Annotated in this window: 23 protein-coding genes; 16 read left to right on the top strand and 7 right to left on the bottom strand. The window is 67.9% G+C overall.

All coding sequences use genetic code 11. The features are described from left to right. Positions 1-32: 32 nt before the first annotated feature. The 10 genes from AC3DE2_RS04245 to AC3DE2_RS04200 all read left to right on the top strand — a co-directional run bounded on the left by AC3DE2_RS04245 (position 33) and on the right by AC3DE2_RS04200 (position 10082). The gene (locus AC3DE2_RS04245; RefSeq protein ID WP_488425175.1) at positions 33-545 is read left to right on the top strand and encodes a hypothetical protein; all 513 of its coding nucleotides are present in this window, start codon (positions 33-35) and stop codon (positions 543-545) included. A gap of 142 nt (positions 546-687) precedes the next feature. Then, positions 688-4245: a DNA polymerase III subunit alpha gene (gene dnaE / locus AC3DE2_RS04240; protein ID WP_488425174.1), complete on the top strand. Its 3558-nt coding sequence runs from the start codon at positions 688-690 to the stop codon at positions 4243-4245. A gap of 96 nt (positions 4246-4341) precedes the next feature. Further along, the gene (locus tag AC3DE2_RS04235) at positions 4342-5301 is read left to right on the top strand and encodes an acetyl-CoA carboxylase carboxyltransferase subunit alpha (protein WP_488425173.1); all 960 of its coding nucleotides are present in this window, start codon (positions 4342-4344) and stop codon (positions 5299-5301) included. A 7-nt stretch (positions 5302-5308) separates the two neighbouring features. Next, entirely contained in the window at positions 5309-6034 is a 726-nt protein-coding gene (locus tag AC3DE2_RS04230) for a transglycosylase domain-containing protein (protein ID WP_488425172.1), read from the top strand. Continuing rightward, positions 6031-6783 (top strand): tetratricopeptide repeat protein, encoded by a 753-nt coding sequence (locus AC3DE2_RS04225; protein ID WP_488425171.1) that lies wholly within the window; start codon positions 6031-6033, stop codon positions 6781-6783. The genes AC3DE2_RS04230 and AC3DE2_RS04225 overlap by 4 nt, the downstream gene beginning before the upstream one ends. Positions 6784-7082: 299 nt before the next feature. Beyond that, positions 7083-7226: a hypothetical protein gene (locus AC3DE2_RS04220; protein WP_488425169.1), complete on the top strand. Its 144-nt coding sequence runs from the start codon at positions 7083-7085 to the stop codon at positions 7224-7226. A gap of 161 nt (positions 7227-7387) precedes the next feature. Then, on the top strand, positions 7388-7573 hold the full coding sequence (locus tag AC3DE2_RS04215) for a hypothetical protein (RefSeq protein ID WP_440470432.1): 186 nt from the start codon (positions 7388-7390) through the stop codon (positions 7571-7573). Between the two features lie 47 nt (positions 7574-7620). Then, on the top strand, positions 7621-8907 hold the full coding sequence (gene tilS, locus AC3DE2_RS04210; RefSeq protein ID WP_488425168.1) for a tRNA lysidine(34) synthetase TilS: 1287 nt from the start codon (positions 7621-7623) through the stop codon (positions 8905-8907). A gap of 46 nt (positions 8908-8953) precedes the next feature. Next, positions 8954-9214, top strand: a complete 261-nt coding sequence (locus AC3DE2_RS04205) for an exodeoxyribonuclease VII small subunit (protein WP_295379336.1) — start codon at positions 8954-8956, stop codon at positions 9212-9214. Beyond that, positions 9204-10082, top strand: coding sequence for a polyprenyl synthetase family protein (locus AC3DE2_RS04200; RefSeq protein WP_488425167.1), 879 nt, complete (start codon positions 9204-9206; stop codon positions 10080-10082). Before AC3DE2_RS04205 ends, AC3DE2_RS04200 begins: the two co-directional genes overlap by 11 nt. 81 nt (positions 10083-10163) lie before the next feature. Here the strand turns inward: AC3DE2_RS04200 and AC3DE2_RS04195 are convergent, their stop codons facing one another. Both AC3DE2_RS04195 and pmbA read right to left on the bottom strand, forming a co-directional pair. Continuing rightward, the gene (locus AC3DE2_RS04195; RefSeq protein ID WP_295379341.1) at positions 10164-10592 is read right to left on the bottom strand and encodes a DUF4870 domain-containing protein; all 429 of its coding nucleotides are present in this window, start codon (positions 10590-10592) and stop codon (positions 10164-10166) included. 89 nt (positions 10593-10681) lie between these two features. Further along, the gene (gene pmbA, locus AC3DE2_RS04190) at positions 10682-12040 is read right to left on the bottom strand and encodes a metalloprotease PmbA (RefSeq protein ID WP_488425166.1); all 1359 of its coding nucleotides are present in this window, start codon (positions 12038-12040) and stop codon (positions 10682-10684) included. A gap of 109 nt (positions 12041-12149) precedes the next feature. On the opposite strand from pmbA, the gene yjgA reads away from it, so the two are divergent. Further along, positions 12150-12707, top strand: coding sequence for a ribosome biogenesis factor YjgA (gene yjgA / locus AC3DE2_RS04185; protein ID WP_295379344.1), 558 nt, complete (start codon positions 12150-12152; stop codon positions 12705-12707). Between the two features lie 44 nt (positions 12708-12751). Here yjgA and tldD read toward each other — a convergent pair whose 3' ends face one another. The 4 genes from tldD to AC3DE2_RS04165 form a co-directional block, all read right to left on the bottom strand. Beyond that, positions 12752-14194: a metalloprotease TldD gene (gene tldD, locus AC3DE2_RS04180; protein ID WP_488425165.1), complete on the bottom strand. Its 1443-nt coding sequence runs from the start codon at positions 14192-14194 to the stop codon at positions 12752-12754. Positions 14195-14248: 54 nt separating this feature from the next. Beyond that, positions 14249-18133 carry a YhdP family protein gene (locus AC3DE2_RS04175; RefSeq protein ID WP_488425164.1) on the bottom strand — a complete coding sequence of 1295 codons (3885 nt, stop codon included), beginning with the start codon at positions 18131-18133 and terminating at the stop codon, positions 14249-14251. A 144-nt stretch (positions 18134-18277) separates the two neighbouring features. Next, a complete protein-coding gene (gene rng / locus AC3DE2_RS04170) occupies positions 18278-19765 on the bottom strand; it encodes a ribonuclease G (RefSeq protein WP_488425163.1) in 1488 nt (495 codons plus the stop codon). Positions 19766-19831: 66 nt separating this feature from the next. Then, on the bottom strand, positions 19832-20401 hold the full coding sequence (locus AC3DE2_RS04165; RefSeq protein ID WP_488425162.1) for a Maf family protein: 570 nt from the start codon (positions 20399-20401) through the stop codon (positions 19832-19834). Between the two features lie 151 nt (positions 20402-20552). Between AC3DE2_RS04165 and AC3DE2_RS04160 the strand changes: the two genes are divergently transcribed. The 4 genes from AC3DE2_RS04160 to AC3DE2_RS04145 all read left to right on the top strand — a co-directional run bounded on the left by AC3DE2_RS04160 (position 20553) and on the right by AC3DE2_RS04145 (position 23665). Then, the gene (locus AC3DE2_RS04160; protein WP_295379357.1) at positions 20553-21293 is read left to right on the top strand and encodes an SIMPL domain-containing protein; all 741 of its coding nucleotides are present in this window, start codon (positions 20553-20555) and stop codon (positions 21291-21293) included. Between the two features lie 202 nt (positions 21294-21495). Next, positions 21496-22161: an energy transducer TonB gene (locus AC3DE2_RS04155; protein ID WP_488425160.1), complete on the top strand. Its 666-nt coding sequence runs from the start codon at positions 21496-21498 to the stop codon at positions 22159-22161. Between the two features lie 229 nt (positions 22162-22390). Then, positions 22391-23170 (top strand): hypothetical protein, encoded by a 780-nt coding sequence (locus tag AC3DE2_RS04150; RefSeq protein ID WP_488425159.1) that lies wholly within the window; start codon positions 22391-22393, stop codon positions 23168-23170. A gap of 6 nt (positions 23171-23176) precedes the next feature. Beyond that, complete coding sequence (locus AC3DE2_RS04145; RefSeq protein WP_488425158.1) at positions 23177-23665, top strand: hypothetical protein; 489 nt, start codon at positions 23177-23179, stop codon at positions 23663-23665. Between the two features lie 66 nt (positions 23666-23731). On the opposite strand, the gene rlmH is transcribed toward AC3DE2_RS04145, so the two are convergent. Then, complete coding sequence (rlmH, locus tag AC3DE2_RS04140) at positions 23732-24202, bottom strand: 23S rRNA (pseudouridine(1915)-N(3))-methyltransferase RlmH (protein WP_488425157.1); 471 nt, start codon at positions 24200-24202, stop codon at positions 23732-23734. A gap of 119 nt (positions 24203-24321) precedes the next feature. Between rlmH and AC3DE2_RS04135 the strand changes: the two genes are divergently transcribed. Beyond that, entirely contained in the window at positions 24322-25878 is a 1557-nt protein-coding gene (locus AC3DE2_RS04135; protein ID WP_488425156.1) for an alkaline phosphatase PhoX, read from the top strand. Positions 25879-25904 lie beyond the last annotated feature (26 nt).

Genomic DNA, 25904 nt, shown 5'->3' with positions numbered 1-25904 from the left:
CACCGGCCCCCGACGGTCTCGCGAGAACTGCCATGAACCTGCACCGACACAACCCCGCTCCGGATTCCGGGCCGCCAGCGCGCGGCCCGCCCTCCCCCTCGAACACCGGCAACGTCGACACCCACCATGAGCGCCTGGTGGCGCTCGTGCGCGCGCTTTGTCCGGATGCGCCACCGGTGGACGCCGGCTGCGCGCAACGGATGGCCGCGCTGCTGGAAGATGCCAGTTGGGCCTGCGAGCCCGCGATCCGGCATGGCCTGGCCGCGGTGCTCGATCGGGTCCTCGGCACCGGCGATGCCGGGATGCCGCTGTCAATGGACGTGTCCTGGCCCGGCCTGGCGCGCGAACTCGAAGCCTACGGCGACTTCCTGCGCCTGCGCGCGCTGGAGTCCAGCCTGCGGCATGCGCCGGTCGGCGGCTTCCCGTTCGACCGCCATGACTGGGAGCATGCCCGCGACCAGGAATCGGCGCTGCGCGAGCACCAGCGCCACGTCCGCGAGGCCAGCTACACGCCGTCGCCCTCCGAAGTGTTCCGGATCCATTGAACGGCGCCGCCGGCCTGCCGGCGCCCGCCCCGCCTGGACTTCCCGCCGATCGGCGGCTCGCCGGTCGGCCCCGGCGGCGATGTCAAGCCTTGCCCCTCCCCCACCCCGCCGGTAACCTGCCCGGACAGTCTTCCGAGCCGGCATGTCCTCCCGCTTCGTTCATCTCCACCTGCACACCGAGTTCTCGATGGCGGATTCGATCATCCGCGTGCCCGAGAAACCGGATCAGGCCGACCCCAAGAAAGCCAAGCAGGCCAACCTGCTCAGCCGCGCGGTGGAACTGCGCATGCCGGCGCTGGCGGTCACCGACCGCAACAACCTGTTCGCCCTGGTCAAGTTCTACAAGGCCGCCGAAAGCGTCGGCATCAAGCCGATCGCCGGCGCCGACGTGCTGGTGGCCGAAGGCAACGAGACCCCATGGCCGGTGACCCTGCTGTGCCGGGATCGCGAAGGCTACCTGTCGCTGTCCCGCCTGCTCACCCGGGCGTGGATGGAAGGCCACCGCACCGACGGCGTCGCCATCGATCCGCAGTGGCTGCATGAAGACCGCGAGGGTCTGTTCGCGCTGATGGGGCGGCAAAGCCATGCCGGCCGGCTCGCGCTCAGCGGGCGGCACGAACTGGCCGAACAGCATCTGGCCGAGTGGCAGCGCAGCTTCGGCGAAGACCTGCACCTGGAGCTCACCCGCACCCAGCGCGAGGGCGAGGAGGCGTTCAACGCCTTCGCGCTGCACGCCTCGGCCAAGCGCGGCCTGCCGGTCATCGCCAGCAACGACGTGCGCTTCCTGTCGCCGGACGATTTCGACGCGCACGAGGCACGCGTGTGCATCGCCTCCGGCCGCGTGCTGGACGATCCCAAGCGGCCGCGCGAATACAGCGCCGAGCAGTACATGAAGTCGGCCGAGGAGATGGCCGCGCTGTTCGCCGACGTGCCGGACGCCATCGACAACACGCTGGCGCTGGCGCAGCGCTGCAATATCGAGATGCGGCTGGGCACCTACTTCCTGCCTGCCTATCCGGTGCCGGAAAACGAGACCCTGGACAGCTGGATCCGCAGCCAGGCCCGGGCCGGCCTGGAAGAACGGCTGGAGAAGAACCCGCTCGCCCCGGGCAAGTCCCGCGAGGATTACTTCGAACGTCTGGAATTCGAGCTGGACACCATCATCAAGATGGGTTTCCCCGGCTACTTCCTGATCGTCGGCGACTTCATCCAGTGGGGCAAGAACCAAGGCATCCCGATTGGCCCGGGCCGTGGTTCGGGCGCCGGCTCGCTGGTGGCGTGGGCGCTGAAGATCACCGATCTGGATCCGCTGCCCTACAACCTGCTGTTCGAGCGATTCCTCAATCCGGAACGCGTGTCGATGCCCGACTTCGACATCGACTTCTGCATGGATCGGCGCGACGAGGTGATCGACTACGTCGCGCGCAAGTACGGCCGCGACCGGGTCAGCCAGATCATCACCTACGGCACCATGGCGGCGAAGGCGGTGGTGCGCGACGCCGGCCGCGTGCTCGGCTTTCCCTACGGTCTGGTCGACGGCGTCGCCAAGCTGATTCCCAACATCCTCGGCGTGAGCCTGAAGGATGCGATGGGCGAAGGCAACAGCGAGATGTCCTCGCAGGAACTGATCGAGCGCTACAACAGCGAGGACGACGTCCGCGATCTCATCGACCTGGCGCGACAGCTGGAAGACCTGACCCGCAATGCCGGCAAGCACGCCGGCGGCGTGGTCATCGCGCCGTCGCCGCTGTCGGACTTCTGCCCGCTGTTCGCCGAACACGACGAGGGCATGCGGGGCCGGAACCCGGTCACCCAGTTCGACAAGAACGACGTCGAGGAAGTCGGCCTGGTGAAGTTCGACTTCCTGGGCCTGCGCACGCTCACCATCATCGACTGGGCGGTCAAGGCGATCAATCGCCGCCACGAGCGCGCGGGCGTGCCGCCGATCGACATCGCGACGATTCCACTGGACGACGCCGCCACCTATCGCCAGGTCTTCGCTTCCGGCAACACCGGCGCGGTGTTCCAGTTCGAATCCTCCGGCATGCGCCGGCTGCTGAAGGACGCCAAACCCGACCGCTTCGAGGATCTGATCGCGCTGGTGTCGCTGTACCGCCCCGGCCCGATGGACCTGATTCCCAGCTTCGTCGACCGCAAGCACGGGCGCGAGGAAGTGGAATATCCCGATCCGCGCACCGAAGCCATCCTGAAGGACACCTACGGCATCATGGTGTACCAGGAGCAGGTGATGCAGATGGCGCAGATCGTCGGCGCCTACTCGCTCGGTGGCGCCGACCTGCTGCGTCGCGCGATGGGCAAGAAGGTGCCGGCGGAAATGGCCAAGCACCGCGAGATCTTCCGCGAAGGCGCCAGCAAGGGCGGCGTCGACGAGAAGAAGGCCGACGAAATCTTCGACCTGATGGAGAAGTTCGCCGGCTACGGCTTCAACAAGTCGCACGCCGCGGCCTACGCACTGGTGTCGTACCAGACCGCCTGGCTGAAGTGCCACTATCCGGCCGAGTTCATGGCCGCGGTGCTGTCCTCGGACATGGACAACACCGACAAGGTGGTCGGCTTCCTGGACGAGGCGCGCGGCTTGGATCTGGAAGTGTTGCCGCCGGAGATCAACCACTCGGACTACATGTTCGAGGCGACCGACCCGCGCACCATCCGCTACGGCATCGGCGCGATCAAGGGTGTCGGCCAGGGCCTGTGCGAAACCATCGTCGCCGAACGCCGCCAGGGCGGCCCGTTCCGGGACCTGCTGGATTTCTGCAAGCGGGTCGACTCCTCCAAGCTCAACCGGCGCGCGCTGGAAGCGATGGTCAACGCCGGCGCGCTCGACGCGCTGGGCCGCAACCGCGCCTCACTGATGCTGCAGCTGCCGGAGGTGCTCAAGGCCACCGATCAGCTCGCCAAGGAACGCGCGGCGGGGCAGAGTTCGCTGTTCGGCGGCGGCGATGCCACGCCCGCGCTGGAAGTGGTGTTGACCGAGGTCGACGAATGGCCGCTCGGCCAGCTGCTGAGCGGTGAGCGCGAAACCCTGGGGCATTACCTCAGCGGGCATCCGATGGATCCCTATCGCGAGGATCTGCGCGCCCTGGTCGGCAGCGACCTGGGTGATCTGGAAAAGCTCTGGAGCAACCAGTCACCGGGCGAGAAGAAGGGCTGGCGCCCGGAAGTCAGCGCGCTGATCGCCGGCCAGGTGGTCGGCGTACGCCGCAAGGGCGACAGCCAGGTGTTCGTGCAACTGGAAGACGGACGCGGCCGCATCGAGTGCAGCGCCTTCTCCGACGCCATGGCCGAATTCGGGCCGCTGCTCACCCGTGATCGCATCCTGATCATGAAGGGCGGCCTGCGCGAGGACGAGTTCAACGGCGGCTTCAGCCTGCGCATCCGCCAGTGCTGGGATTACTCGCAGCTGTGCGCGCAGCAGGCGCAACGCCTGTCGTTGCGCCTGGATCTGCGCCAGCCTGGCCTGTGGTCGCGGGTGGACGCCCTGCTCGCCCGCCACCGCCCCGGCAACACCCCGCTGCGCCTGGATCTGGTCCTGCCGTCCGGCCAATCGGCCACTGCCGGCATGCTCGACGTCAATGGCAGCCTGTCGGTCCGGGTCGACACCGAGCTGGTCGACGCCCTGCGGGCCACGCCCGGCGTGCGCGCGGTCAAGCTGGCCGTCGGCCGCCCCTGGACCCACTGACGCCCCGCCCGCCCCCATCCCGGCGCCCTCAGCACGGCTCGGTATGGAGCCCCCGGCTGGGATAAACTCCCCTCTTTCCGGCCCATGGCCCGCTTGATGAATCCGAACTACCTCGATTTCGAACAACCCATCGCCGATCTGGAAGCCAAGATCCAGGAGCTGCGCAACGCCAGCGCTGGACCGGCGGTGAATGTCGATGCCGAAGTCCATGCCCTGCAGGACAAGCTGCGCGTCCGCACCGCCCAGATCTTCCGCGACCTGACCCCATGGCAGGTCTCCCAGCTGGCCCGTCATCCGGCCCGCCCCTACACCCTGGATTACGTGCGCGTGATCTGCGACGAGTTCCAGGAACTGGCCGGCGATCGCGCCTTCGCCGACGACAAGGCGATCGTGGGCGGGCTGGCCCGCATCAATGGCCGCTCGCTGGTCATCATCGGTCATCAGAAAGGCCGCGATACAAAGGAAAAGATCAAGCGCAACTTCGGCATGCCCAAGCCCGAGGGTTACCGCAAGGCGTTGCGCCTGATGAAGCTGGCCGAGCGCTTCCGCCTGCCGGTGCTGACCTTCATCGACACCGCCGGTGCCTGGCCGGGCATCGACGCCGAGGAACGCGGCCAGTCCGAGGCGATCGCCCGCAACCTGCTGGAAATGTCGGAACTGAAGGTGCCGGTGATCTGCACCGTGATCGGCGAAGGCGGCTCCGGCGGCGCGCTCGCCATCGGCGTGGGCGATCGCACCCTGATGCTGGAATACAGCACCTATTCGGTGATTACCCCGGAAGGCTGCGCCTCGATCCTGTGGAAGTCGGCCGACAAGGCCAAGGACGCCGCCGAACAGCTCGGCCTCACCGCCAAACGCCTGCATTCGCTGGGACTGGTCGACAAGGTGGTGCGCGAACCGATTGGCGGCGCCCACCGCAATCCGCGCCAGATGGCGACCCGCCTGAAGGCGGTCCTGCTCAACGAGCTCGACGCGCTGGAGCAGATTCCGGCCGAGCAGCTCCTGCAGCGACGTTATGAACGCCTGCGCGGCTACGGGGCCTACGAGGCCGCCTGATAGCAGCATGACGAACTGGCAGAAATGGATGTCTGCCCTGCTGCTGGCGCCGGTGCTCGGCTACGTCCTGCTGTGCGTCGGGTTATATCTGTGGGGCGCCGGGGCGCTTCCGGCGAACCGCGAACCGAGCCATCAAATCCCGTCACCGCTGCTGCGGGCCCAGTACTTCGCCAGCGAAGGCATCCGGAGCGCGGACGGCGTCCGCCTGAATCCGCTGACGGTATGGCGGTATCTTTTTCGCGGGCGCTCCCCGGCGTCGAATGATCTGCAGCTTCCCACTCATGCGGGCCGGATTCTGCTGCAGCGTTCGGGACGCCACGTCGGTGGCCTGCGGCGGGGCGCCGCCGACCTCGCCGCGGCGATATACGTCAGCCGCGCATGGTCGGTCGACGAGCAGATCGCCACCGTGCTGAACGAAGGGTATTTCGGCCCCGACGCGCGTGGCCTGACCGCCGCCGCCGAAGCCTGGTACGACCTCCCACCGGAGGCGCTGCGCCCGGAGGAATCACTGGCCCTGCTCACGCTGGCGCGAAGTCCCTCCTACTACGACCCGCTCTGCCGGCCGGCCCGTTTCAACCAGCGCTTTCGTCTCCTGTCCGCGCGCCTTGGCATCGCGGACACGGATGCCACACTGGCGCGGGCACGCGAACGCCTGCGTCCCGTTGCCTGCAACAGCCCGTCCCTGCCCGCCGCCGCCCTCATTCCAGTTCCAATCCATCACATCGCCGCATGAGCCCCATCATCATCCTGTCGCTGCTCCTCCAGATCGCCTGCTGCGTGCACGTCGTGCGCACCGGGCGACCGCTGTACTGGGTCTTCATCCTGCTGCTGTTCTCCTACATCGCGGTGCTGGTCTACTTCATCGCCGAAGTGCTGCCGGACCTGCGCCACAATCCGTCTGCCCGCCGTGCCGCGCGCAGCGTCCGCTCGCGCATCGATCCCGAGCATGAGAAGCGCAAGGCGGATCGCAAGCTGGGCCTGTCGGATACGCCCGAGACCCGCCGCCAACTCGCGGAAGAATGCCTGCGCAGCGCGGATTTCGCGCACGCCGAGGATCTGTTCGCCAATGCACTCATGGGCCTGTACCGCACGGATCCGGATCTGATGCTAGGCCTCGCCAGGGCCCAGTACGGACAGGGCAAGGCGCGCGAGACCCGCGAAACGCTGGATGCGCTGATCGCCGCCAATCCCGGTTTCCGTTCTACCGACGGGCATCTGCTGTACGCGCGCGCGGTCGAGGACCTCGGTGATCCGGCGGCCGCCCTTCACGAATACGAAGCGGTGGTCCAGGGCTATCCCGGCGAGGAGGCGCGGGCGCGCTACGGCCTGCTGCTCAAGCGCCAGGGGAACCTGGCCCAGGCCCGGACCGTGTTCCAGGAGATCCTGACCCGCTCCGACGCGCTGCCGAAGTACTACCAGCGCGATCAACGTGAGTGGATCGCATTGGCGCGCAGCGAGTTGGCGAGTCTTTCCTCGTCCTGATCTGCCGGCGACGTTCCGCCGCGGGTGCGTTCCGGCCTTCGATGAAACCCGAATCGCCACCGTCCGGGGTTCGACGGAACTTCGCCAGGCAATCGTCGCGCCCGCAACGATTTTTCGGCAAGAGATCTTCCTCGACGCGACAAGGTGTGTCACTCCCCATCCCGCAAGATGGGTTATCCAGTCATCTCGTTCAACGCTCACTGGAGATGACATGCGCCAATTCGGGTCGAATACCATGCGCCCGCAACTGGAGGAGCGCGCTGCACCTGGCTTCCATGGGCATGTGAGAGGCCTCGGACATGTCTGACTTCGTGGCCCAGGTTCTAGGCCATCTGTTCGACTTCCTGGGCCAGGCGCGCAGCCCGCGTGCCTGGTCCCTGCTCATCGGGCTGCTTGTCCTGATTTCAGTGGCGTGCGCGCTGCTGTTGTGGATGCATCCTTGACCAACCAGTGCCACCTCACGAGGCGCCCTCCTCCCACCGATTGATGGCTCCTCGGCGACGTCCACCGGCCGGGCCAGCCGCGACATTCCGACGCAGGCGCACCCCGGCCACCCGCGCTAGGATTCCGTTGCCGGCAGTGGCCGGCTCACCGGGGAATCGCGATGGACCTGCTGCATCCATGGTGGCTCGTACCGCTCTTCCTGTTCGTCCTGCCGATGATTGTCGGCCTGCTCTATAACCGCCTGCGCTGGCACCGGAGCGGCGTCAACCAGAACTGGGTTCTGGGGCTGTTCGTCAGCGTCTGCTGGCTGGCCGCCATCATCGTCATCCTGAACAAGCTGCGATAGCGCGCGGGCGGCGCGCCCGGCGCCGACGCGACCGCTAGACTGGCGGCATGTTCGCCCTGCCGCCCCTGCCCGCCGACGCGCCGTCGCTCCTGATCGGATTCAGCGGCGGCCTGGATTCGACCGTGCTGCTGCATCGTCTGCGGCACGATCCCGCGTTCAATGGCGCCGGCCTGCGCGCGGTTCATGTGCACCACGGCCTGCAGGCCGCGGCCGACGACTGGGCCGCGCACTGCCGGCAGGTCTGCGACGCCTGGGAAATTCCCCTGGAAGTGGCGCGCGTCAAGGTTTCTCCTCCTCGCGGGCAGGGTCTGGAAGCGGCCGCGCGCCACGCGCGCTATGCCGCCTTCGCCGGGATCATCAGACCGGGCGAAGTGCTGGTGACCGCGCACCACCTGCAGGATCAGGCGGAAACCTTCCTGCTGCGCGCACTGCGCGCCTCGGGCGTGGATGGGCTCGCGGCGATGCGGGATTGGCGCGCTTTCGCCGAAGGCTGGCACTGGCGTCCGCTGCTGGACATCCCGCGCGCCACCCTGGAAGCGCATGCCCGGCATCACGGTCTGGACTGGATCGAGGATCCCAGCAACCTGCACACCGCGCATGCGCGCAATTTCCTGCGCCAGCACGTCATGCCGCTGCTGGAACAGCACTGGCCACACGCCTCGGCCGCACTCGCCCGCAGCGCCGCGCTGGCGGGCGAAAGCGCCAGCCTGCTCGAACAGGAAGACGCGGACGCACTGGCGATGACGCGCACGCTGGATCCGGCGGCGCTGTCGGCCACCGCCCTGCTCGCGCTTCCACCCGCGCGCCGGGCGCGCGTGTTGCGCCGCTGGCTGGAGGAATGCGGTTTGCCCCCACTTCCGGCTGAAGGCGTACGCCGGATCGGACAGGATCTGTTGACCGCCGCGGCGGATGGCGAAGCGGAGTTCGCCTGGCAGGATGCAGTCGTCCGCCGCTGGCGCGACCTGCTGCATGCCGAACGCGCGCGGGCGCCCCTGTCCGCCGATTGGGAAACCAAATGGGATACGCGCTTCCCGTTGCGGCTGCCGACCGGCGACACGCTGATCCTGGAAGGCGCCGCCTGGCCGACGCCGCTGCGGGTCGGCGCGCGCCACGGCGGCGAGCGCCTGCGCCTGCCGGGCCGCGCGCATAGCCATGTCCTCAAGAAGCTGCTCCAGGCCGAGGGGATTCCGCCCTGGGAACGCCGCCTGTTGCCCCTGCTCCGGGATGCCGACGGCGAACTGCTGGCCGCCGGCGACCTGCTGCTGGGCGCGCGCCTGGACGACTGGCTGAGGGCGAACGGCGCCACCCTGCGCTGGGAACGCACGGGCGCCTGAACGCCACGCGTTGACCTTCCCGCGGCGGCTCCGCACACTTTCGCGCATGGTCAAGAAAAACACCCCCGACGCGTCCCCGGTGGCGAACTTCGAACAGTCGCTGGAAGAACTCGAGCGCCTGGTCGACCGCATGGAACACGGCGAGCTCAGCCTGGAGGACTCGCTGGCCGCCTATGAGCGCGGCGTCGGCCTGTACCGCCAGTGCCAGGCCGCGCTGGAGCAGGCCGAGTTGCGGGTGCGCCTGCTCAGCGACCCCGCCAATCCGGACAGCGCCGAGCCCTTCGCGCCCCTGCCCGATGGCAACTGAGGTCCGTTTCGCGGCCTGGGCCGCCCGCGCCGAAGCCACCCTCGACCAGGCCCTGCCGTCCCCGGACCAGGCGCCCGGACGGCTGCATGCGGCCATGCGCCACGCCGTGCTGGGCGGCGGCAAGCGGATGCGTCCGTTGCTGGTCTACGCCGCCGGTGCCGTGTCAGGCGCGCCGGAGGAACTGCTCGACGCACCCGCCGCGGCGGTCGAGCTGATCCATGCCTATTCACTGGTCCACGACGATCTGCCCGCCATGGACGACGACGACCTGCGTCGCGGGCGTCCGACGGTGCATGTGGCCTTCGACGAGGCGACCGCCATCCTCGCCGGCGATGCCCTGCAGACGCGCGCGTTCGAGGTACTGGCGCAGGCTTCCGCCGATGCCGACATCCGCCTGGCCTGGATACAGGCGCTGGCCAGCGCTTCCGGCGTCGCCGGCATGTGCGGCGGGCAGGCGCTCGATATCGATGCCACCGGACGCCAACAGGGCCTGGACGAACTGGCGCGCATGCATGCCTGGAAGACCGGCGCGCTGATCCGCGCATCGGTGCGGCTCGGCGCCCTCGCCGGTCGCGCCAGCCCGGACATGCTGGAGCGCCTGGATGGATTTGCCTCGTCGCTGGGCCTGGCTTTCCAGATCCGCGACGACATCCTGGACGTGGAAGGCAGCTCCGAACAGCTCGGCAAGACCGCCGGCAAGGATGCCGCACAGGCCAAATCGACCTATCCGGCCCTGCTCGGCATGGACGGCGCCAAGACGCGCCTGGGCGAACTCGACGCGGCGATGCGCGATGCGCTGTCGCCCTTCGGCGAGACAGCCCGTTCCCTGCGCGCGCTCGGCGAACTGGCGGTCCGCCGCAATCATTGAGCCGCGGTGACCGAACGGGCGGCGCCGCAATGAAAAAGGCCCGGTCAGACCGGGCCTTTTTCTTCGACTCGCCAACTTCGCTTACTTGATCAACCGCAGCGTCAGCGGATAGCGATAGGCTTCGCCGTTGTTGGCCTTGATCGCGGCGATGATGGTGAACACCAGCCAGGCGAGGCCGACGATTACCATCAGCGGCAGGGTGAGCAGCGCGCCGATACCCAGCGTCACGATGGTCAGCAGGAACAGCACCAGGAAGATGATGCCCACGGTGATGTTGAAGTTCAGCGCTTCCTTGCCCTGATCATTGACGAACGGCATGGTGTCTTTCTTCACCAGCCAGATGATCAGCGGGCCGATGAAGCAGCCCAGGCTGCCGGCCCAGCCGGAGGTGACGATGCCGCCCACCAGCGCGGAAAGATGGGCGAACAGCGCCCACTGCCTTTCTTCCGCACTGGGTGCGCCGGAGACCGGCGGCGGCGGCGGTGTGGTGACGTTCTCGAACTCGCTCATGCGTGTATCCCCATTCCTTGTTGAGTTTGGTGGTATGGAACAACCCCGGGCGCCACTTTCGGGGCCCGGGCGATCCCTGTCAAGACACGTCAGTCGGCGCCGGCAACGGTCATGCGGCCCAGCAGGATGGACCCGCAGGCCACGTGCGAGCGTGGATCCACGTCGCTGCCGACCGCTTCGATGCCCGCGAACATCTGCTTGAGATGGCCCGCAATCGTGATGCCGTCCACAGGATGGGTGATCTCGCCCTGCTCCACCCAGAAACCAGCGGCGCCACGCGAGTAGTCGCCGGTCACCGGATTGACGCCCTGCCCCATCAGTTCGGTGATGACCAGGCCACGGCCCATCCCGCGCACGAGTTCGTCGAAACCGCCCGCGTTGGCCGAGACGTCCAGGTTGTGCACGCCACCGGCGTTGCCGGTGCTGCGCAGGCCCAGCTTGCGCGCCGAGTAGCTGCCCAGCAGGTAGCGCTCCAGCACGCCCGCGCGCACCAGCGGGGTTTCGCGGGTGGCGACGCCCTCGGCATCGAAGGCGGCCGAACGCCAGCCATGGCGCAGGAAGGGGCGCTCCTCGATGGAAAACCACTCGGGAAAGATGCGCTGGCCCGCGTGGTCCAGCAGGAAGCTCGCGCGCCGGTACAGCGCCGAGCCGGACACCGCGCCGAGCAGGTGGCCTATCAGCGAGCGTGCGACTTCCGCGGCGAACAGCACCGGATACTCGCCGGTGGCGACGGTGCGCGGCTGCAATCGCGCCACCGTGCGTTCGGCCGCGCGCCGGCCCACCGCCTGCGCCGCTTCCAGCGCGGACGCATCCAGCGCCGTCGTATACCAGCCATCGCGCTGCATGCCATCGCCTTCGCCGGCGATCAGCGCGCAGCCCAAGGTGTGCTGGGTGCTGCGCTCGCGCCCGACGAATCCGTGCGAATTCGCGTACACCGAAAGGCTCTCCGAACTGCCCACCGAAGCGCCATCGGAGTTGCCGATGCGGCGATCGGCCTCGCGCCCGGCGTTTTCGCAGGCCAGGGCCAAATCCAGGGCCTCGTCGGCCTGGACCGGCCAGGGATGCCAGAGGTCGAAATCCGGAAAGCCGGTCGCCATCCGATCCGGGTCGGCCAGGCCGGCCGCCTCGTCGTCCTCGGTGTAGCGGGCGATGGCGCAGGCCTGCTCGACCGTGGCTTCCAGGCTTTCCTCGCGCAGATCGGCGGTACTGGCGCTGCCCTTGCGCCGGCCGAAGTAGACGGTCACGCCGATGCCGCGGTCGCGGGTCGATTCGACCGTCTCGACCTCGCCCAGGCGCACGTTGACGTTCAACCCGCGCTCCTCGCTGCAGCTGACCTCGGCCTGGCTGGCCCCGCGCGCGCGCGCGGCCGCCAGCAGGCGCTGCGACAACTCGGCCAGGGTGTCGAGCCGGGCCAGACTGTCGTCGGCGGAAACGGTGATGGCGTTCAATGGCTTATCCTTATGCAATGCAGGAAGCCGGAAATCCCGGTTTCCCCCGTGAAAAACGTCCCGGCGCGCCCCACAGGCGCCGCCGCGTGACCGGCAACCGAGATCGACCATGCGCGGACGCGACCCCGAAACCGGCGAATTCTATAGCCCCAGCCGCAGCCAGCAGCGCGAGGAAGCGCTGGAGGTGCGCAGCCTGGCCGAACAACTGGTGGCGCTGACGCCGGCCCGCCTGGCCAAGCTGCCGATTCCAGAAGAGCTGATGCCGCACATCCTGGAAACCCAGCGCATCACCTCGCACATCGCGCACAAGCGGCAGTTGCAGTACCTGGCCAAGCAGATGCGCCGCGAAGACGATGACGTCCTGGCCGCGATCCGCGACGCGATGGACGAAGGCGGCGACGCGGCCCGGCGCGAAGCGGCGCAACTGCACCGCGCCGAACACTGGCGCGAACGCCTGCTCGCCGATGGCGACAGCGCGCTGGGCGAACTGCTGGAGGAGTTTCCGCAGGCCGATCGCCAACGCCTGCGCCAGCTGATCCGCAATGCCGGCGAGGAGCGTGCGAAGAACAAGCCGCCGCACGCGTTCCGTGAACTGTTCCGCGAGATCCGCGAACTGCTTGCCGACGCCGACGGGGACGACTCGCAGGGCGGCGACGCCGAAGACTGATCCGCGTGCCGGCGCCCGCGTGGCGCCGTCCACCCGTCCGCGGTTCACGCGCGGGTGCCGCCCACCGTCAGGCCTTCGATCAGCAGCGATGGCTGGCCGACGCCCACCGGCACGCTCTGTCCGTCCTTGCCGCACACGCCTACTCCGGCGTCCAATGCGAGGTCGTGGCCGATCATGCTCACCTTCTGCATGGTTTCAGGCCCGTTGCCGATCAGGGTGGCGCCCTTGACCGGCGCGGTGACCTTGCCGTCCTCGATCAGGTAGGCCTCGGTTGCCGAAAACACGTACTTGCCACTGGTGATGTCGACCTGGCCCCCGCCGAAATTCACCGCGTACAGGCCTTTCTTGACCGAACGGATCATTTCTTCCGGATCGTGCTGCCCGGCGAGCATGTAGGTGTTGGTCATGCGCGGCATCGGCAAGTGCGCGAACGATTCGCGGCGGCCGTTGCCGGTCGGCGCCATGCCCATCAGGCGCGCATTGAGGGTGTCCTGCATGTAGCCGACCAGCACGCCGTCCTCAATCAGCGTGGTGCAGTTCGTGGGCGTGCCTTCGTCGTCGATGTTGAGCGAACCGCGCCGCCCCGGCAGTGTGCCGTCGTCGACGATGGTCACGCCGGGCGAGGCGACCCGCTGGCCCATGCGACCGGCGTAGACGCTGGTGCCCTTGCGATTGAAGTCGCCTTCCAGGCCGTGGCCCACCGCCTCGTGCAGCAGCACGCCCGGCCAGCCGGCGCCCAGCACCACCGGCATCACGCCGGCCGGCGCATCGATGGCATCCAGGTTGACCAAGGCCTGCCGCAGCGCCTCGCGCGCCAGTTCCTCCGGCTGGCCGCCGCCGAGCAACTCGGCGTAGGAATAACGACCGCCCATGCCGGCATAACCCGATTCGCGGCGGCCGTTCTGCTCCACCAGCACCTGCACGTTCAGGCGCACCAGCGGGCGCACGTCGGCGGCGAGCACGCCGTCGCTGCGCGCCACCAGCACCGTGTCCAGGCCGCCGGACAGGCTCACCGTCACCTGCTGCACTCGCGGATCGGCGGCGCGCAGGAACCGGTCGACCGCGCGCAGCGCTTCGACCTTGGCGGCGTTGTCCATCGCGTCAATCGGATCGTCTGCGCCATACAGGGCGCGGCCACCGCCACGCACCAGCGCGCGTGGCGCCTGCGCGGCGCCATCGCGGGCAATCGCGCGCGCCGAGCGCGCGGCGTCCAGCAGGGTGACCGCGTTGATGTCGTCGGAATAGGCGAATCCGGTCTTCTCGCCCGAGATCGCGCGCACGCCGACGCCCTGTTCGATCGAATGGGCGCCGTCCTTGACGATGCCGTCCTCCACCGTCCAGCTCTCGCGCCGGGCGTGCTGGAAATAGAGATCGCCGAAATCGACGCCGGGGCCCAGCAAGGCGCCGAACGCACGGTCCAGCCCGTGCTGGTCGAGGCCGGCAGGCAGGAGAAGACGGGTTTCAGCGAGCGTGAGCGATGCGGTCATGGCAGGAAGATGGGGGTGAAGACGGAAGGTGCAAGCCGGGCGCAGCCGCCGGATTCAGGGCAGGCCGGCATGCACGGGGGATGGCGGTGCCTGTTCGCGCGATTGTTCGCGCGAGACGGCCTCCACCTTGGGCTGTTTCCACGGTCCGGTCACGCGATAGGTCTTGGCGCCCATCTCGCCCAGTGGACGCTTGAGCACCGCGTTGGCGACCGCGCCGACCGCCGCGCCCAGCGGGCCGGCGGCGACGGCGCCGACCGCGGTCAGCACGTTGGCCGATTTGGGCAGCACATCGACCACCTGGTCGAACTGTTCCGCGCGAAGATCGGTGGTGCCGCTGATGCGGATCTCCGCCGCGGGACCGTCAATCACCAGCGCGTCGGTGCGCGCCTGGCCATTGCCCAGCGCGACCTTGCCTTCCATCCGGTTGAAGGCGAAACCCTTGGAGAAGAAGTCGCTGAAGTCCAGGGTCAAGCGGCGGCGCAGTTCAGCCACGCTGAGCAGGCCCAGCACGCGCCCGGCGCCGGGTTCGAGTTCCAGCAGGTGCCCGTCGCGCGCATCCACGCTGACGTTGCCATCCAGCTCACTGAGCTTGAACGCACCGGGACTGCCACGCCAACCCGCGGTGGCCTGCAGGTTTCCATGACCACCGCGGATGCGGCCACCGTAGCCGGCATCGGCCAGTAGCGCGCCGAAGTCGCGGCTGTCCACCTTCGCCTGCAACTGGGTCCGCGCGTGCGCGCCCCGCCCCAGCCAGGTACCGGCCACCTCGATGTCGTGCTGCGGCGAACGCAGCTGCAATTGCTCGATGTGCATGCCCGCGGGCAGTTGCCGGGTGCGCAGGCGCGCGCTGCCCAACTTCGCATCGCCGACGCGCAGTTCGTCCACGTCCAGCGACAGCGGCGGAATTCCGGCCGGATCGACGCCATCGTCGACAGCCGCGACGGGCATGCCCGCGCGCGCCGTGGTGCCGTCGCCGGTGGACGCGCGGCCCTGCGTCGCGATGGCCGCCGTCACGCCAGGCGCCGGCGGCGAGGCGTTCCGCCAGTGCAGGCGCGCCAGCCGCCCGACGATGGCGCCGCCGCGCGACTCCGGTACCAGCAGGCCACCGGACAACGCCGGCCCTTCCAGGGTCACCGCCAGCGCGTTCGGCGCCGGCGCCAGCTGCAGGCGGGTATCGGGGAACACCGAGCCAATCAGCAGCAAGCGCGCGGCGGTGATGTCGACATGGCGCAGCGGCAATCCGCCGTCATCCCCCTCGCCGCCCTTGAACAGCGCGATCCAGTCCAGCGCGTCGAGCTGTCGGGTACGTCCGCTGACGATCAGGCCGGATGCGGGCGGCGCTTCCGCGACGGTATCGCTGCCCAGGACGACGCGCACGCCGGTCTGCTGGCCGTTGTTGCGCGCGCGCAGGGCCAGGCGCTGGCCGAACGCGACCTCGATCTGTCCGCTGCCGAGCGGCATCGAGGTGCGCACCACGGTCGGCAAGGCGGCGAACGCCGGCTTTTCCAGCGGCGCGGGCAGGCCCAAGGTGGTGCCCACCAGTTGCGAACGCAACTGCAACTGGCTGGGAGCGTCGCTGGCCGCGCCACGCGGAATGGTGACGCCGACGTTCCAGTCCGAGCGCCCATCGACGTAGGGCTTCAGCCACGCCATTTCCGGCGCGCGGTCCAGCAATTCCTTCGCATCCAGGCGCGCGGCCAGTTCGGCTTCGAATGCCTGCAGCGGATCCCGCACGCCACTGCCCGCGCGCAGCGACAGCATCCCGGGCTGGCCCTGCAGCATCACCTTCATCGGTTCGGACGCGAAACCGCCATTGTCGTAGCGGGCCTTGCCGGTGACATCGGTGAACGCCAGGTTCCAGCGCTTCCCGGTCAGCCTGGCCGCGGTCAGTTCCACCTCGCCCTCCAGCCGCGCGCGGGTGGGCGAATCCTTCTTCAAGGGTTGCAGCAGGTGGAAGGTCGCATGGGTGCTGCCGGAGGCTTCCAGATCGGACAGCGTCTCGCCGTAGGTTTTCTGCAGCGCGCTCTGGCGCAGCATCGCCAACAGCCGGCCGGCATCGGTACGGGTCACCGCGTCGACCTGCAGGTTGGACGCGTGGAAATCGGCGATGCCTGCACTGAACTTCTCGACCGCCACGCCGCCCAGGCTGCCGCGTCCATCCAGCGAGAAACCATTGCCGATGAAGGCGATGTCCGCATCCACCTGTTCCAGCGCCGGCCAGTCCGGCTGGAACTTGAACTGTCCGCCATTGATGTGCGCGACCGCCTCGAAGCGGCCGTTGTGGCGGGTGAACGGCCAATCGTCGAGATCGCCGGACACGATCGCGCGGCCATGGTTCACCTGGCCGCCGACCAGCGCGGCGTTGAGCCAGTCCACCGCCGCCTTCGGCATCTGGTGGTGAATCCAGAATCCCTTGGCGGCCGGCACCTGCGCCTGATCGAGATCGGCCGCCAGATCGATCCACGGCCGGGTGCCATCGTTCTGGAACCACAGGCCGCCGCGGACGTGCGCGCCGTAGTCCTTGCCGCGCACCCGCAGCGCGGGAGTCCCCACGCGCCAGCCCGCGCCTTCGCGCCAGCCGACGATTTCGCCATCCAGGGTGACGTCGTGGACCACGCCGAAACCGCTGGGCCAGTCGAACTTGAGCCGCGACGCCGGTTTCAGGCGCAGGCGCATGCCGTCGGCATCGCCCTCGAAGTCACCGGCGAGTCCGCTCAGGCCGGGCGAACGGCCGACCGGGGCGAATCCGACCTCCACCACCTCGCCATGTCCGCGCAGGCCGTCCTGGCGATTGCCGGCGATCTCCAGCCGCGCCAGCCGCGCGGTGGGCCGGGCCTGGCCGAGCCAGCGGCGCATGCCGTCATCAACCCGGTCACTCAAGCCCAGCACCGCGAACAGCGGCGCCGCATCGACCTGTCGCGCGACCAGCGCCAGATCACGGCCACCGGCCAGCAGCAGGCCATCCAGGGTCTGGGTACGCCCGTCGCCGCCCACCCGGAGCAGCGGCGCATCCAGGCGCCAGCCGCCGCTGGCCAGGCGCCAGCGCGCACGGGCGTCCAGTTGGTCGAAAGCCACCCGCGGCAGCGCGCCGCCGCCCACCAGCGGCGCGCCACGCAGGCCCAGTTCCTGTACGTGGGCCTCGGCGGTGACCATCACCACGCGGTGGCGATGCAGGGACACCCAGCCCTGCAACTGGCCACTGCCGCGATCGGCCACCACGCCGGCGTACCGCAGCAGCGGCGACCAGGCGCCGATGTCCGGGGCGGTGACCTCTGCGTAGGCGCGGCCATCGCCCTTGCGGCGATCGAAGTCGACCGCGACGTGGAGCGGCGCGCTGTCGGCGCGGATGCGCGCGCGCGCGCCGACCCGTACGCGATCGCCGTTCACCCGCAGGCGCAGATCGATGTCCGGTACCTGCAACTGCCAGCCGATCGAAGGGGCATCGACGGTCAGGCGACCATCGATGATCTGCAGCTCGCCCAGGCCTTCCAGGCTGGAAAGCGGATCCCCGCCCGGTTGCTGCTGTCCCGGCAGGCCACGCACCGACCACGCGCCGTCGTCGGCGCGCTGCAGGGTGAGCGACAGGCCACGCAGGCGCAGTTCGGTGAACGAATGTCCCGGCAACAATCCGCCATACATCGAGACCAGCACTTCGGCCTGGCCGATGCGCACGCCCCCCTCGCCTTCGCCGATCCGCAGCCCGTCCAGTTGCAGCAGCGGGCCGCGCCGGGTCCATTGCGTCTGCACCCGATCGAACGCCACCGGCCGTCCCGCACGCTCGCTCAGCCATGCGGCGACACGCTCCGGATGGCGCTCGGCCAGTGGCAGCACCTGGCTGGCCACGCCCAGCACCACGGCCATGCACACCAGCACGATCGCGATGCCGTAAACGGCACCACGGCGGGCCAGACGCAGGCGACGGCGCAACGGGGTCGGCATCAGGCTTTCGCCGGGAATGGGGAATGGGGAATGGGGAATCGGAAAAGCGAATGCCGCGCAGGATTTTTCTCCAGCACGTGGAAACAGTTGCCGTTCAAGCGCGAAGCGCTCTTACGATTCCCCATTCCCCATTCCCGACTCCCGTCAAAGCAGCACGACATCGAACTGCTCCTGCAGGTACTGCTCGTCCGCCTGGAAGCGGATCGACTTGCCGAGGAATTCCTCCAGTTCGGCCACCGACTGGGATTCCTCGTCGGTGATGCGCGCCACCACCTTGGGCGAGGCGATCACCAGCAGGCGGGCGGCCTCGAACTGGCGCACCGCGCGGGTGATCTCGCGGAAGATTTCGTAGGTGACCGTTTCGGCGGTCTTGATGCTGCCGCGTCCGCCGCACTCCGGGCACGGTTCGGATAACTGCCGTTCCAGGCTCTCCACCGTGCGCTTGCGGGTCATCTCCACCAGGCCCAGCGGCGAGAACTCGTACACCGTGGTCTTGGCGTGATCGCGCGAGAGCGCTTTCTCCAGCGTGCGCAGCACCTGGCGGCGATGCTCAGGATCATCCATGTCGATGAAATCGATGATGATGATGCCGCCCAGGTTGCGCAGGCGAAGCTGCCGCGCCACCGCCTGCGCCGCCTCCAGGTTGGTGCGGTAGACGGTCTCTTCCAGATTGCGCTGGCCGAGGAACGAACCGGTGTTCACGTCGATGGTGGTCATCGCCTCGGTCTGGTCGATGACCAGGTAGCCGCCGGACTTCAGCGGCACTTCCTTGTCCAGCGCGCGGCCGATTTCGTCCTCCACGCCATACAGATCGAAAATGGGGCGTTCGCCGCTGTAGTGCTCGATGCGCTCGGCCAGCACCGGCATGTACTTGGCGGCGAAGGCCTGCAGCCGTTCGCTGGTCTCGCGCGAATCGACCCGCACCTTTTCCACGTCGCGCCGCATCAGGTCACGCACCGCGCGCAACGGCAGGGTCAGGTCCTCGTAGATGCAGGCGCCCACCGCGGCGTCGCGGCTGCGCTGCTCCACCAGCGCCCAGACCCGCGCCAGGTAGGAAATATCCTCGGCCAGCGCCTCGGCCGGCTGGCCCTCGGCATTGGTGCGGATGATGTAGCCGTGGCCGCCGTGCGCGGCCGCCAGATCCGTCACCAGCGACTTCAGGCGCTGGCGTTCGGCCTCGTCCTCGATGCGCGCCGAAACGCCCACCACCTTGGACTGCGGCAGCAGCACCAGATAGCGCGAGGGAATGCTGATCTGGGTGGTCAGGCGCGCGCCCTTGCTGCCGATGGGGTCCTTGACCACCTGCACCACCACGTCCTGGCCGTCGCGCAGCAGGTCCATGATCGGTACCGAGGGCGGCTGCGGCAGCGGGGCCTCGACCGCCTCGCCGTTGGCGACCGGCGCCGGCCGGACGATGTCGTTGGCATGCAGGAACGCCGCGCGATCCAGGCCGACCTCGACGAACGCCGCCTGCATGCCGGGCATCACCCGCTGGACCTTGCCCTTGTACAGGTTGCCGACCACGCCGCGCCGCCAGCCGCGCTCGATGTGCAGTTCCTGCAGCATGCCGTTCTCGATGACGGCGACGCGGGTTTCGCGGGGGGTGACATTGACCAGGATTTCTTCGCTCATGTCACCGTCCGTTGGAAGGAAAAAACAGGGAGTCGCGGCGGCGGGCGGCCTGCGCCGCACCTGCCGTCATGCCAGCACCCCGAACGCGCGCAGCAGGCGGGCGGTCTCGTGCAGGGGCAACCCCATGACACCCGAGAAGCTGCCCGAAAGACGGGTCACGTATTGTTCGGCACGGCCCTGGATGCCATAGGCGCCCGCCTTGCCCATCGCCTCGCCGCTGGCGACGTAGGCGGCGATGTCCGCTTCCGACAGTTCGGCGAAGCTCACCTCGGAAGTGGACACCGCCTGCTCCTCGCGGGCGGCGCTGACCACCGAAACGGCCGAGATGACCCGATGGGTCCGCCCCGACAGGCGCCGCAGCATGGCGGCGGCATCGGCGGCGTCGGCCGGCTTGCCGAACACCTCGTCGTCCAGGATCACTTCGGTATCCGCGCCCAGCACCACCGCGCCCGGCACGGTCATCACCTTCAGCAACCCGGCCCCGGCCTTTTCGCGGGCGACCCGGCGGACGTAATCTTCCGCGGACTCGCCGGGCTGGCGATGCTCCGGAATGTCGAGATCGATGCGGCCGAAGTCCAGGCCCAGACGGGTGAGCAATTCGGCGCGGCGGGGAGATTGGGAGGCCAGATGCAGCATCGGGAAAGGATAACCTGAGGCGACTGACTGAACGCCGGTTGAGCGTTCCCGTGGACGGCGAAACCCGATTCGGCTCACAACGCGTTCATCGTGTACTGAACACGCTTCACTCCCACTGGCCCCTGGCCACCGACGCATACAAGGAGATCCCATGCGCCACCACCCGCTCCGCCCACTGCTGCTCGCCCTGTCCCTGGCCCTAGGAACCGTCACGATGACCGCCCAAGCCCAGACCGCCCCCGCCTACGCCGTGCCCGCCGACGGCACCCTGCTGAATGTCTCGGCCCAGGCCGAAGCCTCGCGCGTGCCCGATGTGGCGACCCTGTCCGCCGGCGTGGTCACCCAGGCCGCCGACGGCAACGCCGCCATGCGCCAGAACGCCGAGCAGATGGCCAAGGTGGTCGCGGCGATCAAGGCCGCCGGCATCCCGGAGAAGGACGTGCAGACCAGCGGCATCAGCCTCAATCCGCAGTACCGCTACGCCGAGAACGAGCCACCGAAGATCACCGGCTACCAGGCCAGCAACACCGTCAGCCTGAAGGTCCGCGACATCGCCAAGCTCGGCAAGGTGCTGGACGCCCTGGCGGCGGTCGGCGCCAACCAGATCAACGGCCCCAGCTTCGAGATCGACCAGCCCGAGCCGGTCTATGACGAGGCCCGCCTGGCGGCGCTGAAGAAGGCCCAGGCCCGCGCCGAGACCTACGCCAAGGCGCTGGGCCTGCGCGTCCGCCGCATCGTCAGCATCTCCGAGGGCGGCGGCGGCTTCCGCCCGGCCCCGATGATGGCGATGGCGATGGACGCCAAGGCCGGTCGGATGGAATCCACCCCGGTCTCCCCGGGCGAAACCACCCTGTCGGTGAACCTGGACGTGGTGTTCGAACTGGGCCGCTGAGCCCCCCGTCCCGACATACGCAACGGCGCCTGCGGGCGCCGTTGCCGTTTCCGGCCCCCGGCTGGCCATTCGACCTTGGTCGCCCCCCTCTTGCGGCCACCACACGGCGGAGTACAGTCTGGAGGTGCGGCGCGGGGGACGTTGCAACCCCACTCCCCGCGGCCGAGCGTTGTACCTGTCACAGCCCTTCAGGAGGTGGACCATGGTTCGCGCACTACCTTTCCGCACCCCGACCCGTCTGGACCTCGGCCGCATCCTGGCCATCGCCGCGGCCATCGCCCTGCATGTGTTCGCCCTCCTGCTGCTGCTGATGCCGATGGCGGCGCCGCAGCTTGCGCCGATCGTCGAGCAACGGGTTCCGGTGCCGCCCCTGCAGGCCGATCCCATCAAGCCACCGCCGTTGCCGCCGCAACCCGTCGAACCCATCAAGGACAAGTTGCTGCCCAAACCGGTGACACCGCCCGTTTCCGTGGTACCGACGCAGACTCCGGACACCGCGCCTGCCGTCGATCAGGGCACGCTTCCAGCCACCAGCGACACACTGGACACCGCGCCTGTCGGCAACATCGCGCCTCCCGACACATCCCCGATGGTCGGTTCGCAGTTGCAATACGTAAAAGCCCCGGCACCGCCGTATCCGCGCGGTGAGGCCCGAGCCGGCGTTGAAGGCACCGTCGTGCTGCGCGTACTGGTGGACGTGGACGGCAAGCCATTGGACGTGATGATCGAAACCAGCAGCGGAAATCGCAATCTGGATCGCGAAGCACGCCAGCATGTGTTGAAGCATTGGCGCTTCAAGCCCGCCGTGCGCGACGGCATCGCCGTGCAGGCCTACGGCCTGGTCCCCATCGATTTCGTGCTGCGCTGACTGCCATTGCAGCGAGATGCGCAAAGGCCCGCTTCGGCGGGCCTTTTTCATGAAACAGGCAGAACGATTTCGCCGCGCCGGCAAGCATGGATTTCCGGTTTCAAATCCAGCCTCGAGAGATGCCTTGCGCACTTGCATTCAATGTTAGTTGACGATTGACATCGATCGAAATAGAACCCGTCGACACACCAGGAATTGATGCCGTCTCGCGGCCAGAGGGAATGCAACTGTGAGAGAGAAAACCTACAAAGGAATCACTCTTGTCGTACTGGCCTCTCTTGCGGCCGCGTGCAATCGCGATGGCTCCGGCTCCAGCACCAACGACACGGCGCACCACGAAAACGTGGCCTTTTCAAACGAATCCACGATCATTCCGCATACTCCAATCAAGCCTGCAACACCAGCCACCGCTGATTCAAGCACTGCCCAAGCGCCAGCGGCGCTCTCCACCAGAACTCCTTTCCCGGAAGTACCCCAGAGTCGAAAAAACCTTGACCTTGAAAGTGATCCATTTGGGCCAACAAGCGAAGCCGAGCAAAGATGGCTGGACGCCCACGGATTCCCCAATGCAAGGCAATGGGAAACCTACACCACTGCTTCCGACTATCTACTGGAGCAGGCCGCAAATTCCGGCGACCAGGTCGCCAGAACGATGCTCGACGCACGCCGTCTTCGCGAGGATCCGGAGGCAAAGACAAGACTGTTCTCGGCCGGTGCGGAAGGAAATATTTTTGCTCTCAACAGCCTCGCCGCCTACATGATGGGCAGCAAGGATGGCAACCTTCAAGTTGGCTACTCCCTTTCACGCGTCGCGGAAATGCGCGGCGACTCCCGCCTCGCGATGGCACGTGACGTCGGGATGCCAAGGAGACTGGATGATCTTGAAAAGATGCAGGCGGAAGCCGACGCCATAAGAATGAACAACCAGCTGGATCGAATGTACCAGGACAAGCACGGCTCGCCGCCCCCTCCCCCCGTTCGCAGGCCCGTGGTTGAACTCGAGGATTGAAGGGGAATGAAAATCAAAACAAAGATATTCCCTTGTCTCCCTCTGGTACTGGTCACTGCCATTGGCCTGGCGTGTTCGTTCAACGCGATTCCCCCGATGGGCGTCATCAAGGTCAGCGCTCTTTCGATCATCCAGGAAATCAAATCTGGCGACGTCAATCGCGCTCTATATCGAGCATTCTTGAAATCATTGGATAAACGCGCTGAAACACTGCTAGGCGCGAATATTTGGCGGGACAATGGCTGGAAGGGCCAAATAACGTATTCAACGCCGGCCGGTGGCCTCAATACGGTCTACTTTGAAAAAGAATGTGGACAGAGGGCTGCGGACCGAGAAACAGAACAATCGCGCCCTCCCAACGACGGAGGCAGCAGTGCCAACGGCGGCGGCGGCTCCAGCGGTGGCAGTGGCTTCGCTGTAATCGGGGGCGATTGCTACGGAAACTGCGGCGGTGGAAAACCGACCGTGAAAGTTGGCGATCTTCAGCAAATGTGAGCGATACAAGTACCCGAGCCTATCTGGTTGCCTTCATTTCCCGGATGTGCGCGATATTCTCGATACTCACGCGCGATGGTAAGGATGGTTCGCCAGCATCGCCGCGGCGCGGTAGATCTGTTCGGCCACCACCAGCCGCACCAGCATGTGCGGCAGGGTCAGCGGGCTCAATGACCACTTCTCGTGCGCGGCGGCCAGCACGTCCGTCGCGTGGCCCTCGGGGCCGCCGATCAGGAAGGCGAGGTCCCTGCCCTGGCCGCGCCAATGCTCCAGGCGCTGCGCGAGTTGTTCGGAGGAATACGGTTTCCCGGTGACTTCCAGGGCGACGATGTGGGCGTTCTTCGGCACCGCCGCCAGCACCCGCTTGCCCTCGTCCTCGATGGCGCGCTGCGGATCCCGGCCCTTGCCGCGCAGGCCGGGCTCGATTTCCACCAGTTCGAACGGCAGCCAGTGCGACAGGCGTTTCTGGTATTCGGCGAATCCCTGCGCGACCCAGGCCGGGGCGCGTTCACCGGTGGCGATCAACCTGCTCTTCATGCGGCAATGATACCGGCGCCACGCTTTCGTCGGGCCGCATGCAAGCGTCATGCCTTTGTCATCCAGCGGTTACACGCGATGCCTAGCGTCACCGACTCCCCGCCAGCTGGAGTCGCATGATGACCGTGTTCGATCCTGCCCGCCGAAACGTCCTGAAAGGCAGCGCCGCCGCCATGGCGATGGGCGCCGTCGGCAGCCTGGGCGCGCTGTATTCGCGCCAGGCCCTCGCCGCCACCGAGTCGGTGCGCCTGTCCCCCATTCCCAGTCGCTACGGCCCGATCGCGCCGGTCGCCGACCGCACCACCGGCCTGCCGCTGCTGCAGTTGCCGCGCGGATTCAGCTATCGCTCGTTCGGCTGGAGCGGCGACCGCATGGACGACGGCCAGCCCTGCCCGGATCGGCATGACGGCATGGCCGTGGTCGCCACCCGATTGGCCCACCGTGGTCGCGGCCACGGGCATGGACGCGGGCATGGCCATGGCCACGGCGGCCTGGAATACGTGCTCATCCGCAATCACGAACGCGGCGCGGGCGCGCCCATCCGCGCGCCAGGCATGTACGACACCGGTACCGTCGACGGTAGCCAGGTGGCCGGCGGCGGCACGACCACGCTGACTTATCGTGTCGGCGATGGCTGGAACGCGCTGGAGCCCAGCCTCGGCGGCACCCTGGTCAATTGCGCGGGCGGCCTGACCCCCTGGGGCACCTGGCTGAGCTGCGAGGAGATCAAGACCGACGCGACCTCCAGCGCCGGCCGCAAGCACGGCTACGTGTTCGAAGTGGATCCGGACAACGAGCGCACCAGCGGCCGTCCGCTGGTCGGCCTGGGCCGTTTCAGCCACGAGGCGGTCGCGGTGGATCCGCGCACCGGCATCGTCTATCTGACCGAGGACGACCGCAACAAGGCCGGCCTCTACCGCTTCATTCCCAATGATCGCCGCGGCCGCAACGGCTCGCTGGAAAACGGCGGCCGCCTGCAGGCGGCGCGGGTGCGCGGCAAGCGCAACGCCGATCTCACCGTGGCCACCATCGGCGACCGCTACCAGCTGGAATGGGTCGACGTTCCGGAACCGGATCTGGACACCATCGCCGCACCCGCCGGCTTCCCGGACATTTCCGCAGGTGAAACCCTCAGTGGCCCGTTCGCGCAGGCCTGGAGCGATGGCGCGTTGCGCATGAGCCGTGGCGAGGGCATCTGGTACAGCTACGGCAAGATGTTCATCGTCGACACCAGCACCGGCGTCGACGAGCGTGGCCGCAAGGGCCGCGGCAACGGCGCGGTGTGGGTGCTGGATCTGTTCACCCAGCAGCTGAAGGCGCTGTTCGTCAGCGGCCACCAGTTGGCCGCGCACAACCCCGACAACATCACCGTCAGCGCGCGCGGTGGCGTGGTGCTGTGCGAGGACGGCGGCGAGAGCCCGGACGAGTACGGTCCCGGTGCGCGCCTGATCGGTCTCACCCGCGCGGGCGAATCGTTCTACCTGTGCAAGAACAACGCGCAGGTGACCTCGACCGAGATTGCCGACGCCGGCAAGACGATTGCCGAGGGCGACTACCGCGACAGCGAGTTCTGCGGCGCCTGCTGGGATCCGATGTCGCGCACCCTGTTCGTCAACATCCAGACCCCGGGTATCACCTTCGCCATCACCGGGCCGTGGGAACGCGGGCCGCTGTAAGCCCGCGCAGGCATCACGGAAACGAC

It is taken from the genome of Pseudoxanthomonas sp. 68-E7 (assembly GCF_057773145.1).
This window is presented reverse-complemented; position numbering and strand designations above follow the sequence as displayed.